The 11,502-nt window shown below is 71.4% G+C and carries 9 protein-coding genes; 4 read left to right on the top strand and 5 right to left on the bottom strand.

The genetic code is table 11. The features are described 5' to 3' along the window. Positions 1-157: 157 nt before the first annotated feature. Positions 158-379, top strand: a complete 222-nt coding sequence (locus ACRDSQ_RS22275) for a DUF3618 domain-containing protein (RefSeq protein ID WP_187220608.1) — start codon at positions 158-160, stop codon at positions 377-379. Here the strand turns inward: ACRDSQ_RS22275 and ACRDSQ_RS22280 are convergent. Together ACRDSQ_RS22280 and ACRDSQ_RS22285 are read right to left on the bottom strand one after the other, a co-directional pair. Further along, positions 376-669: a hypothetical protein gene (locus ACRDSQ_RS22280; protein ID WP_431423747.1), complete on the bottom strand. Its 294-nt coding sequence runs from the start codon at positions 667-669 to the stop codon at positions 376-378. The two genes, ACRDSQ_RS22275 and ACRDSQ_RS22280, sit on opposite strands and share 4 nt — an antisense overlap. A 108-nt stretch (positions 670-777) precedes the next feature. Beyond that, positions 778-1,386 carry a TetR/AcrR family transcriptional regulator gene (locus tag ACRDSQ_RS22285; RefSeq protein WP_431423748.1) on the bottom strand — a complete coding sequence of 203 codons (609 nt, stop codon included), beginning with the start codon at positions 1,384-1,386 and terminating at the stop codon, positions 778-780. Between the two features lie 81 nt (positions 1,387-1,467). Between ACRDSQ_RS22285 and ACRDSQ_RS22290 the strand changes: the two genes are divergently transcribed. Beyond that, complete coding sequence (locus ACRDSQ_RS22290) at positions 1,468-2,976, top strand: flavin-containing monooxygenase (protein WP_431423749.1); 1,509 nt, start codon at positions 1,468-1,470, stop codon at positions 2,974-2,976. Between the two features lie 9 nt (positions 2,977-2,985). On the opposite strand, the gene ACRDSQ_RS22295 is transcribed toward ACRDSQ_RS22290, so the two are convergent. Both ACRDSQ_RS22295 and ACRDSQ_RS22300 read right to left on the bottom strand, forming a co-directional pair. Continuing rightward, positions 2,986-3,477: a helix-turn-helix domain-containing protein gene (locus ACRDSQ_RS22295; RefSeq protein ID WP_431423750.1), complete on the bottom strand. Its 492-nt coding sequence runs from the start codon at positions 3,475-3,477 to the stop codon at positions 2,986-2,988. A gap of 119 nt (positions 3,478-3,596) precedes the next feature. Then, complete coding sequence (locus ACRDSQ_RS22300; RefSeq protein ID WP_431423752.1) at positions 3,597-5,000, bottom strand: LCP family protein; 1,404 nt, start codon at positions 4,998-5,000, stop codon at positions 3,597-3,599. Position 5,001: 1 nt separating this feature from the next. On the opposite strand from ACRDSQ_RS22300, the gene ACRDSQ_RS22305 reads away from it, so the two are divergent. Then, a complete protein-coding gene (locus tag ACRDSQ_RS22305; protein WP_431423754.1) occupies positions 5,002-5,130 on the top strand; it encodes a hypothetical protein in 129 nt (42 codons plus the stop codon). A gap of 250 nt (positions 5,131-5,380) precedes the next feature. Here ACRDSQ_RS22305 and ACRDSQ_RS22310 read toward each other — a convergent pair whose 3' ends face one another. After that, positions 5,381-7,606 carry a phospholipase A2 gene (locus ACRDSQ_RS22310; RefSeq protein WP_431423756.1) on the bottom strand — a complete coding sequence of 742 codons (2,226 nt, stop codon included), beginning with the start codon at positions 7,604-7,606 and terminating at the stop codon, positions 5,381-5,383. Positions 7,607-7,874: 268 nt separating this feature from the next. On the opposite strand from ACRDSQ_RS22310, the gene ACRDSQ_RS22315 reads away from it, so the two are divergent. After that, positions 7,875-11,330: a tetratricopeptide repeat protein gene (locus ACRDSQ_RS22315; protein ID WP_431423758.1), complete on the top strand. Its 3,456-nt coding sequence runs from the start codon at positions 7,875-7,877 to the stop codon at positions 11,328-11,330. The last annotated feature ends 172 nt before the right edge of the window (positions 11,331-11,502 follow it).

Here is an 11,502-nt window from a genome sequence, read left to right on the forward strand (position 1 = left end):
ACACTGGCACGGACCTAAACCGTGTGCCTCTGCCAATTGGGCTACGGTCCCTCACCCGGTTCCTAGCGCGGGCGGGAACAGCTTAACCGCGTGGCCCCTGCGCGGCGCGGGTGGCCGGTGATCTAACGTTGGTGTCGCCGGACTTCTAGGAGGACAAGTGGCCCGCGACCCCGACACCATCCAGCGCGAGATCGAGCAGGCGCGCGACGCACTGGCATCGACGTTGGACCAGCTGGGCACCAAGGCGAGCCCGAAGCGGCTGGTGGACAACGCTAAGACGTCCGCCCGCGCGAAGGCCGACGAGCCGAAGGTCAAGTTCGCGCTCATCGGCATCGGCGTCGTGGTCGGCTTCCTGCTGGTGCGCAAGCTCTTCCGCTAGGAACCAGTGGCGGCGGGCGGGGTGGTGACCTCGTCCGCCTGCCTTGGGGGCTCGGTGCCCAGGCGCGCGGTGAGGTAGGTCGCGGTGAAGTTCACCGCGTCGCCCTCGAGGGTGTGGACGACGGTCCTGATCTCCTCGTTCGGCGCCAGCTTCTCCACCAGTTGGTCGGCGCGGTCGCGGGCGGCGATGAGGCCCGGCGCGGTCGCTTTGAGCGTCTTCCCGCGGCAGGTCACCTCGACTTTCCAGTCGTCGCCGTCCGGTGTGTAGTTGGCCTCGATCGGCTCGAACATGTGGCATCGCCCCTCAGACGTCCGTTGTTGACACTTAACACAACGCGGGCCGGTTTCGCCTGACGGCTACCATCGGGAAATTCTTTCGGATAGCCCCGCGTGGGCGATTTATGCCGGGATCTCGCCCGCGACGCCCTTCCACAGCACCGACATCAGCATGTCCGCGGCTTGCGGGGCGGTCACCTCGGACTGGTTGACGTACCAGAGGGAGAGCCGCTCGCAGGCTCCGACCAGGATCTGCGCGAGCATCTCCAGTTCGGTGCGCGGCTTGTCCGGCACGAACGCGGCGAACAGGGCGATGTCGAGTTCCACCTGTTCACGGCGGGCCTCCTCGACCTCGGCGATCGCCGCCGGGCCCGCCAGCGCGGCCTCGTTGTGCAGCAGCAGGGACCACGAGCGGCGGTGTGAGTCGGTGAACTCGAAGAAGGCGACCAGACCCCGCCGCAGGGCTTCCTCGACGCTGCCCGCACCCGCCACGGCCTCCAGCGTGCACTGCGACAGGTCGGCCCGCGCCGCGCGGATGCAGGCGACGAGCAGGCCCTCCTTGGAGCCGAAGTACTCGTAGATCATCGGCTTGGACACGCCGCAGCGCTCGGCGATCTCGTCCATGGACACCGCGACGTACCCGCGCTCGGCGAAGATCTCCTCGGCGATGGTCATCATCTGCCGTTCGCGCTCGGCCCGAGGCATCCGACGCTTGCGCTCGCTGGTGGTCACGGAATTGACTCTACCGCAAGTAACCTACTCCGGGTAGGCTGGACTCTGGGTAACACACATCTACGCATGGAGGATCGGGAGATGGGCGAGCTCATCCACACCGGTGTGGTGGTGGTCGGGACCGGGTTCTCCGGCATGGGGATGGCTATCCAGCTCCGCCGGGAAGGCCGCGACGACTTCGTCATCCTGGAGAAGGCGGCCGACTTCGGCGGCACCTGGCGCGACAACAGCTACCCGGGCTGCGCCTGCGACATCCAGTCCCACATGTACTCGTTCTCCTTCGAGCAGAAGTCCGACTGGACCCGCTCGTACGCCCCGCAGTCCGAGATCTGGGACTACATGCGCGGCGTCGCGGCCAAGTGGGGCCTGCGCCGCTACACCCGCTTCGGCGTGGAGGTCACCAGCGCGCGCTGGGACGAGGAGGAAAGCCGCTGGTACGTCGGCACCGCCTCCGGCGACACCTACGTCGCCAAGTACCTCGTCGCGGGCATCGGCGCGCTGCACATCCCGTCGGTCCCGGCGCTGCCCGGCATCGAGAATTTCCAGGGCGCGACCTTCCACTCCGCCCAGTGGGACCACGACTACGACCTCAAGGGCAAGCGTGTCGCCGTGATCGGCACCGGCGCCAGCGCCATCCAGTTCGTGCCCAAGATCGCCCCGGACGTCGCCGAGCTGACCCTGTTCCAGCGCACCGCGCCCTGGGTCATGCCCAAGCCCGACCACGCGATGCCGTCCTGGGCGCAGGCCCTGTTCGCCAAGGCTCCGGGCGTCCAGCGCGGCTACCGGCACTTCCTGTACTGGGTCAACGAGGTGCGCGCGGTCGGCTTCAACGGCCATCAGAACATCCTCAAGTTCGCCTCCAAGCTGGCCGCCTGGAACATCAAGCGCTCGGTCAAGGACCCGGAGCTGGCCCGCAAGCTCACCCCCGACTACGTCATGGGCTGCAAGCGGGTGCTGGTCTCCAACGACTACTACCCGACGTTCAACCGGCCCAACGTGCACCTCGACACCGACGGGGTCGCCGAGGTCCGGGAGAACAGCATCGTCGGTCGCGACGGCCGCGAGCACCAGGTCGACGCGATCATCTACGGCACGGGCTTCCACGTGACCGACGCCTACGACTACCTCACCGTGTCCGGCCGCGACGGCCGCGACCTGGCCAAGGAGTGGCGCGAGAACGGGATCAACACCCACCTGGGGATCACCGTCTCGGGCTTCCCGAACCTGTTCTACCTGCTCGGCCCGAACACCGGTCTGGGCCACAACTCGGTCGTCTTCATGATCGAGTCGCAGATCCGCTACATCGCCGACGCGCTGCGCCTGGTCGAGAAGCACGGCGCTGACGCCATCGACGTGCGCGCCTCGGCTCAGGAGCGGTTCAACCAGGAGGTGCAGCGCAAGCTCGCCGACGGCGTGTGGACCCAGGGTGGCTGCACCAGCTGGTACCTCGACGCCAAGGGCGTCAACCGGACCATCTGGCCCGGCTTCACCTGGCGCTACTGGATGCGCACCCGCAAGGTCGCCTCCGGGGACTTCGAGCTGATCACCCGCGGCAAGGTCGCGCACCCCACCGCCGCAGCCGCGCGCTGACGGTATGGGTCAGGTGGCGGGGGCGGGAGGGGTTGGGCGTAAGGCTTTGAGGCGGGCGATTAGGTCACGGACCTCCACGCCGCACAGCTCGGCCATTCGCTCGATCGCGGAGATGTCGAGGTGGACCTCGGCGGGCGTGGGGCCCGTGTGCTCGGTGAGGCGCTCGGCGGCCCAGCGCCGCAGGGGGAGCAGGTCGGAGCCGCGTTCGTGCACGACCGAGCGCAGGTCGACGCGGATCCGGCCGACGGTGCTGCCGGAGAACACGCGGTCGTGCACGCGGGCCATCAGCTCGTGGGGGTGTTCGTCGAGGGCGAAGCAGATCTCCACCAGTCGAACCACCGAGCACTGGCGGGTGCCGAGCTCGTAGGTCGCCAGGGTCTGCAGCGAGATCTCGGTCTGCAGCCGCCGGTTGAGCTCCTTGCGTGTCCAGCCGCGCTGCTTGCGCAGGCGGCGGATCTCGTCCCCGAGTACGCGCTGGTAGACCGCCGCATCGATCCGCACGTTCGCCCCTTCGTCAGGTCCGGGTGTTACTCCCGGTCTCACTTGAGGAAGCGATGAACCACGCGACTCTGACGCGGAACGGCCCACCTCACCCGAAGCTAGGCCGAACGGGTGAACGGTCAGTTGATGCAGGCGGGCTGCGGGTCCTGGGCCAGTCCGTTGAGGGTGAGCATGCGGTCGCCGGCGAGCCGCTGGCCCGACTGCGCGTAGTCCTTGCCGAGGATGACCGTGACCTTGCCCTTGGCCAGGTTCGCGTCCTCCTCGACCGGGAATTCGCCCTCCAGCGCCTGCGCCACCGCGGCACCCGCGGCCTTGTCGCCCTTGGCGTGGCGGACCACGGTCTTCTGCCTGGCCGCCGCGTTGCCCGTGGTGCCCGGCTTGAACCCCTGCCCGGCCAGCGCGTCGGAGACATCGCCCGCCAGGCCGTCGCGCCCCGAGCCGTTGAGCACGTTGACGGTCGGCTTCGCGGCCGAGGTGCCGTCCGAGGTGGACGTTCCCGGCGAGGTGGCCTCTGTGGACGGCGGGCCCCCGGGGGTGATGAGGGCCTGGACGAACTTGCGCACCGCGACCGGGTCGACGCCGACCGCGCTGCCGTCGTTGGGCGTGTTCAGGTCGATCGTGACGATCGGGATGGTCTGGAAGGTGACGTTGCCGCCGGTGAAGCCCATCATCTGCTGGGCGAACCGCATGATGTCCCAGCCCGGGTCGAGCACGACCGACTTCTTGATCGCCGCCTGCAGCTTGCCCAGCGTCTCGGACCCGGGGACCAGCAGGTCCTTCGACAGGATCTTCCTCGCCATGCCGCTCATGAACACCTGCTGCCGCGCGATCCGGTCGATGTCGCCGTTGGGCAGCCCGTGGCGCTGCCGGACGAACGCGAGCGCCGCGGTGCCCTGCAGGTTCTGCTTGCCCGCCGGGAAGTTCGCGCCGGAGTAGCTGTCCTTGACCGCCTTGTTCAGGCAGACGTCGATTCCGCCGATCGCGTTGGTGATGTCGTAGAAGCCGAGCAGGTTCACCTCGGCGTAGTGGTCGATCTTGGCGCCGGTCAGCTTCTCGATCGTGGCGATGAGGCTCTTCGCGCCGTCGAGGTTGGACTTGACCTCGAGGTCGCGGCCCTGCACGCCCTGCTTCTGCAGCCTGGCGCGGGCGTCGAGCTTGGCCCGGCCGTAGGCGGAGTTGATTTTGTGTTTGCCGTAGTTCGGGATCTCGACGTAGGAGTCACGCGGCAGCGAGATGCCGACCGCTTTCCCGCCGTCGTTCGGGATCCGGATCATGATCAGGGTGTCGGTGTTGATCTCGCCGTCGAACTTGCCCGCGTTGAGCATCGCGAGCTGCTCCTTGGACAGCGGGTTGCCCTGGGCGTCGGTGCGGCTGTCCATGCCGACCATGAGGATGTCGACCGCGCCGTCCGCGGGCTTCTCGCCGGAGCCGGAGATGACGTCGGCCGTCGACAGCCCGTCGGTGAAGTTGTCCGCGAGCCTCGAGTAGTAGCCGGTGGCGACCAGGACCAGCACGGACAGCATGGTGACGAACACCTTGCCGCCGGTCAGCTTCCGCTTCGGCGGCGGCGGGCGCCGGGTCGACGGGCGCGGGGTCCGGGACCGGGGCGGCGGGGTGGCCCGGTCGGCCATCCGCTCGGTGGGCGCCGAGTGATGCGGTCTGCCGGTGATGCGGGGAGTCGCGGAGGGTCGCCCGGTGCCCGTCGACGAGCGCGGCGAGGCGGGCCTTCCCTGGCCCGCTCGGCTCGCTGACTTAGGCGGCGGCCGGTACTCCACGCCTACTCCCTTCCGTCTCTTCAGGCATGGGGCCGCTCATGACGACCCGGAACCACGGACACCCGGTAAGACGCCGAAGGGCCTCCCCAGGTTGGGCCGTAGCGTGTCACACAGGTGTGAGTCACCGGTCACGGCACGCTCTCGGCCGTGGCGAGCGCCTCACCGCGAGACCGAGTTCGAGCCTCTGACCTGCGACGATCGGACACGAATCGACTGATCGCGAGGCCGAGTGCCACCGTCAGCGTGACCCAGTGCACGGTGAGCCCGCTCGACCCGGCGATCGGGGGGACGCACGCGATAGCGGTCAACAGCCATGGCCAGGGTGTGGCCGTGGTGCCCGTGCGGACCGAGTGCAGCAGATACCAGCCCAGGAGCAGGTGGACGATGCTCGACATCGGGTCCAGGGGGACGCCGAGCAGCACCGGCGAGGCGTGTGAGCCGGTCAGCCCGGTCACCGCGAAACCGAGGGTGCCGATCGCGCCGTAGCCGGTGCCCAGCGTCGCGGCCACGGCGTCCCACCTGGAGCCCGCGCGGTCCTGGAGGGCGGCGGTGTCGGGGTCCAGGGTGGAGCGCCATTCGAAGAGCAGGAACGCCAGCGCCGTGGGCACCCCGAGCAGCGCGAGGGCGAGGAGGGGACGCGGCTGGACCAGCCAGTCGACGGCGGTGGTCGGCAGCCCCGCCGTGCGGGCGGCGCCGATGACCCCGGCGATGACCAGCATCGCGCACAGGTACGCCAGGTACACCGTCATCGGCGCGGAGTGGACGAACCGGGCCGCCTGGGCCAGGGCGCCGCGCCCGATCGCCCGGGTGCCCGCGCGCCGGGGCAGCGCGACCAGGCAGACCTGGGCCAGCCCGATGAGCAGGACCGCGGGCGCCGACGGCACGAAGCTCGCCGACCCGGTCGGCGCAGCCATCACCAGCGGCGACAGCGGCCCGACGGTCGTCAGCACCGCCAGGGCGACGAGCGCGGCCAGCCCCACGGCGGCGAGCACCGTCCGGGGCAGCCGCCACAGGGTGCCGTCGGCGTAGTGGAACGCGAGCTGGCCGAACAGGGCGGCGAGGACCACGCCGCCGAAGTGCGCGGCGAACACCCCGGACCCGAACACACCGATCGCGACCACGACCGCCGCCTGCGCGAGCGGCGTGATCACCGGGGCCCGGCGGTGCAGCCACAGCATCGCCGGCGTCATCGCCACCACCAGCAGGTACAGGCCGAGCAGCCACAGCGGCTGCACCACGAGCCTGCCGACGGTCCGGACGGCCTCGGGCGGCGCGTTCAGCAGGTCCAGCGACAGCGGCAGCACCAGCCAGGCGGTGACGAAGGCGAGCACCGGCCGGATCAGCCAGCACACGCGCCGCGCCAGGTAGCCGCCGTAGCCGGTGGTCGTGGCCTGCCAGGCCAGCAGGTTCGAGTGCCCGCCCGCGAAGAAGAACAGCGGCACCAGCTGCAGCACCCAGGTGATCGGCCACAGCACCGCCGCCGACAGGTCGAGCAGGGGCGCCAGCGCGAGCACGGACTCGGCGACCACGAACCCGCCCAGGCTCACCATCCGCAGGAAGCCGAGGTACGCCGCCCGGTCGCCCTCTTCCGGCGAAAGCTCGGGCTGCGGCTGGCGCGGCCGGTGCCGCCGGTTGCGGCGCAGCACCGGGACCCGGACCACGAGCAGCGCGATGACGACGAGCAGGCCCGCGGTCCACAGCCCGATCGGCTCGGCCCGCGGCGGCCCCCACCGCTGGTGCCACGAGTTCGCCACGAGGCCCGCCGAGTACAGCGTCGCCACGATCCCGCAGGTGCCCGCGGAGCCCTGCGGGTTGCGCTCGCACTGTCCGTGCATGTCGTCGGCGAGTTGCCGGTCGAGGCGCCTGCGCGGGTCGGGCCCCAGCGGCTCGCCCTTCTCCTCGGCGTAGCGCAGCAGGTCGTAGCCGAGGTCGTGGGCCTTGCAGCCGACCGAGAAGTCCCAGCGCGTGTCGTCGTCGCCCCACGGCGTCGAGCAGCCGCCGCCCACGTGGACCCCGCGGGCCCGACCCGTGGGGTCGGTGGCCCGGGCCGCGACGGCCTCGGTGACCTTGGTGAAGTCCCTGGGCAGCACGGCGAGCGGGTCCCCGGTGAACCCCGGGTTCAGCAGCGCGTCGATGGCGGCCGCGGCCACCACGGCGTCACCGGTCGGCGGACCCTCAGGCGGAGCGGGGGAGCGAGACGCGACGACCCCGAAACCGGCTGCGACGACCACGACGAGGAGGAACCAGCCGAGCCGCCCACCGAGCGCGGGTCCACTCCGCGGCGGTGGTTCCGGATCGACCGTTGACTGCCGGGCGGTCGGCGCTGTCACGTCGCCCGCGGTTGTGCCCCCCACTGGGGCAGGTTACCGGGGTGTGAGGGCGGCGCGCTCGGTGCGGCAGCGGCGGCGGGGTGGGTGGCACGGCGCACCCCCAGGGCGCCATGCCACTTCCCCCCTTCCCCCGGATGACACGGTACGGACCTGTCCTGGCAGCTGCTCTGTACTGTCCTGACAGCCGCCCGCGCCGCCCGGTGATGCCCGCTACCTGCGTGAATCGACCACCTGGTTGGACTACGATGAACTGACCGGCAAATTGAACGCGGCAAGAGAGGGCACCGTCGAAATGACCGAGGAGTCGCCGATCCCGTTCGGCGAGGTCCTCCGGTCGCATCGGCTGCGGGCCCGGCTCACCCAGCAGGAACTCGCCGAGCGCTCCGGCCTCAGCGTTCGCGCGCTGCGCTACATCGAGCGCGGCGGAGTCGACCGGCCTCGGCTAGACACGGTCCGCAGGCTCGCCGCCGCCGTCGGGGTGCCCGCCGACAACGCCACCTTCCTCGCCGCCGCCGCGGCCGTCCAGCAGACCCCAGCTCCCCGCGTTCGTGTCGGCATCCTCGGGCCGCTGTCGGTCGACCATGGCGACCGCGCGATCGGGGTCGGCGCCCTCAAGCAGCGCACCCTGCTGGCTTTGCTCGCGCTGCGGGGCAACACCACGGTCCGGCACGACGAGATCGTCGACGTGCTCTGGGGCGAGGACCCACCGGAGAGCTGCCTCGGGCTGGTGCACACCTATGTCTCCCGGCTCCGGCGCGCGCTGACCGCCGCCAGCAGGCGCAACGCCGACGTGATCGCGTCCACCCCCGGCAGCTACCGGCTCGACCTGCGCGTCGACCAGCTCGACATGGCCCGGTTCGACGATTTGGTCGCCAAGGCCCAGTCGGCCCGCCTCAGCGAACCGGACCGCGCCGCCGACCTCTACGACCGCGCCCTCGCCTCCTGGCGCGGCCCCGCGCTCTCGGACCTTCCCGCGCTGCGCGAGCACCCGGCGGTGATCGCGCTGAACGTGCGCCGCCGCGACGCCGTGCTCGCCCACGCCGACGTCGCGATCGAGCTCGGCCGGTTCGACGAGGTCGTGCTGAACACCCGCGGCCTGGTCCACGACGAACCGCTGCACGAGGGCATGCACGCCCGGCTCATCCTCGGCCTCGCGGGCACCGGCGAGCAGGCCGCCGCGCTCCGCGTGTTCGCCGACATCCGGGCCCGCCTCGACGAGGAACTCGGCATCGAGCCCGGCGCGGAGATCCGCCAGGCGCACGTGCGGGTGCTGCGCGGAAAGCCCGAGCCCGCGCCGCAGCGCGCGCCGGCGCAACTACCCGCCGAGACCCCCGGCTTCGTCGGCCGCGCCGACGCCATGGCCCGGCTCGACTCGCACCTCGCCGACCTGGACGGCCACTCGGTGGTCATCGCGGTCTCGGGCAGCGCGGGGGTCGGCAAGACCGCGCTCGCCGTGCGGTGGGCGCACCGGGTCCGTCCGCGGTTCCCCGACGGCCAGCTCAGCGTCAACCTGCAGGGCTACGCCGCGGGCCATCCGCCGACCGTGCACGAGGTGCTGGTGCGGTTCGTGCGCGCGCTCGGCGTCGCGCCCGAGCGGGCCCCCGCCGACACCGAGGAAGCCGCGGGCCTCTACCGGACGATGCTGACCGGCAAGAAGGTCCTGATCCTGCTGGACAACGCGGCCACCGCCGAACAGGTCCGTCCGCTGTTGCCCGGTTCGCCGGGGTGCCTGGTGCTGGTGACCAGCCGCGACCGGCTCACCGGCCTCACCGCCCGCGACGGCGCCCACCAGCTCCCGCTCGACGTGCTCGCGCCGGAGGAGTCGGTCGACCTGCTCGGCAGGCTGGTCGGTGTGGCCCGCACCCGCCGGGAGGCCACAGCCGCCGCCGAGATGGCCGACACCTGCGCCCACCTGCCGCTGGCCCTGCGCATCGCGGGCGCGAACCTCGCGATCCGCCCCCTGACCACGGTCGCCGACTACACCCGCGAACTGCGTGACCGGGGCCGGATGGCGGGCCTGGCCGTCGCCGGAGACGAGTCCGCCGCGGTCCGCGTCGCGTTCGACCTCTCCTACACCAAGCTCACCCCCGCGGCCCGGCGCCTGTTCCGGCTCCTCGGGCTGGTGCCCGGCACCGACATCGACGCCCTCGGCGCGGCGGCTTTGGTGAGCGCGACGACCGAGGAGGCCGCGCGGTTGCTGCGCGTGCTCGACCACGGCAACCTCATCCGCGAGCACACGCCGGGCCGCTACACCTTCCACGACCTGCTGCGCGAGTACGCGGCCGATCGCGCGGGCTTCGACGACGAGGACGACGACCGCCACGACGCCGTCGTCCGGCTCTTCGAGCATTACCTCAAGTCCGTGCGCGCGCACAGCGCCGTGCTGTGGCAGGTGGAGCCCGCGGAGTCGGGTGGCGGCGAGCAGGCCGCGATCAGCTGGCTCGACGCCGAACGGGCGAACCTGGTGGCCGCCGCCCTCGCCGCGGGCAGCCTCGGCCTGCACAGCTACGCGTGGCGCTTCGCCGAGGCGCTGCGCAGCTACTTCTCCAACCGCGGCCACGGCGACGACGGCATCGCGGTGTGCACCGCGGCGGTGGCAGCGGCACGCAACGCCGGTGACGTCGACGCCGAGGCGTCCGTGCACGAGTTGCTCGGGCAGATCTACGGCAACCTCAGCGACTACGACAACGCCATCGAGCACCTGCGGTGGGCGCAGGAACTCAGCCGCGGCACCGGCAACCGGGCCGTGGAGGCGGCCGCCCTGCACAACCTCGGGCGGGCGTACTCGCAGCTCGGGCAGCCCGCCCAGGCGTCGGAGTTCTGCGAGGAGTCGCTGCACATCTACCGGGCCATCGGCAACCGCCGAGGGGAGGCGGCGGCGCTGAACTACCTGGGCATCGCCGCGCTGCTGCTGGGCAGGCCGAGCACCGCGCTCGAGCGGCACGCCGAGGCGCTGGAGCTGAGCACCCGCATCGGCCACCGCCAAGTCCAGGCCGCGGCGGCCCAGGGACTCGGGCTGACCCACTGGGCGGTCGGCGACCTCGGCCGGGCCGAGCAGTGCTACCAGGACGCGCTGGCCGTGTGCCGCCGCTACGGCTACCGCCACGGCGAGGTCGCGATGCTGGTGTGCCTGGCCGAGGCGGGCTGCGACCGCGGCACCCTGACCGAGGCCGCCGTCCTGGTCCGCCAGGCCATCGACCAGGCCCGCCAGCTCGGGGCCCGCAGGCACGAGGTCAGCGGGCTCGACATCCTCGCGACCATCCAGCTGCGCACCGGCGAGTGGTCCGAGGCCGCCGACCACTACTCCGAGGCCCGCGGGCTCGCCGAGGAGATCCGCTACAGCTACGGCGAGGCGTCGGTGCTCACGGGCATGGGGGCCCTGTGCAGGCGCACCGGCGACCGGGCCGGGGCGATCGACCACGGCCTGCGGGCGCTGGCGATGATCGACGACACCGGCATGCGGCTGCTGGAGGCCAGGGCGCTGACCGAACTCGCGCAGTCTTATCTGGACGCGAGCGACACCGCCGCCGCCCGCGGGTACGCCGACCGCGCGATCACGGTGACCGACCGAGCGGGTCAGCGGCTGGCGCACGCGCGGGCCCTGCATGTGCGTGCCCTGGTGCGGCAGGGTGAGACCGATGTGGACGGCGCCCGTTCGGACTGGCGGGAGGCGCTTGAGGTGTTCGAGGAGTTGGCGGTGCCGGAGGCCGCGCATGTTCGGGCGCTGCTGTCGGCTTGGGCCCGATAGGACCGTCCGGTCGTGCTAGTACTACAGCCGCAATGTGTCATGCTCGATGCGTTGTCGCTGGTAGTGGCTTCGGCGGGCTCTGGTTTGGTGGAGTCTGCGCCAGTGTGACCAGTGTTCGGTGTGTATTTCGGGGTGGGTTGGTCGGGCGAGGGTGGCCCAGAGTCGTCTGATT

The organism is Actinokineospora sp. (assembly GCF_050699995.1).
Classification (GTDB): domain Bacteria; phylum Actinomycetota; class Actinomycetes; order Mycobacteriales; family Pseudonocardiaceae; genus Actinokineospora.

What these genes read in the sequence shown, in the direction of transcription:
- ACRDSQ_RS22315 (WP_431423758.1), top strand. Translation starts at nt 7,875, where the DNA reads ATGACCGAGGAGTCGCCGATCCCGTTCGGCGAGGTCCTCCGGTCGCAT.
- ACRDSQ_RS22290 (WP_431423749.1), top strand. Translation starts at nt 1,468, where the DNA reads ATGGGCGAGCTCATCCACACCGGTGTGGTGGTGGTCGGGACCGGGTTC.
- ACRDSQ_RS22280 (WP_431423747.1), bottom strand. Translation starts at nt 669, where the DNA reads ATGTTCGAGCCGATCGAGGCCAACTACACACCGGACGGCGACGACTGG.
- ACRDSQ_RS22300 (WP_431423752.1), bottom strand. Translation starts at nt 5,000, where the DNA reads ATGCTGTCCGTGCTGGTCCTGGTCGCCACCGGCTACTACTCGAGGCTC.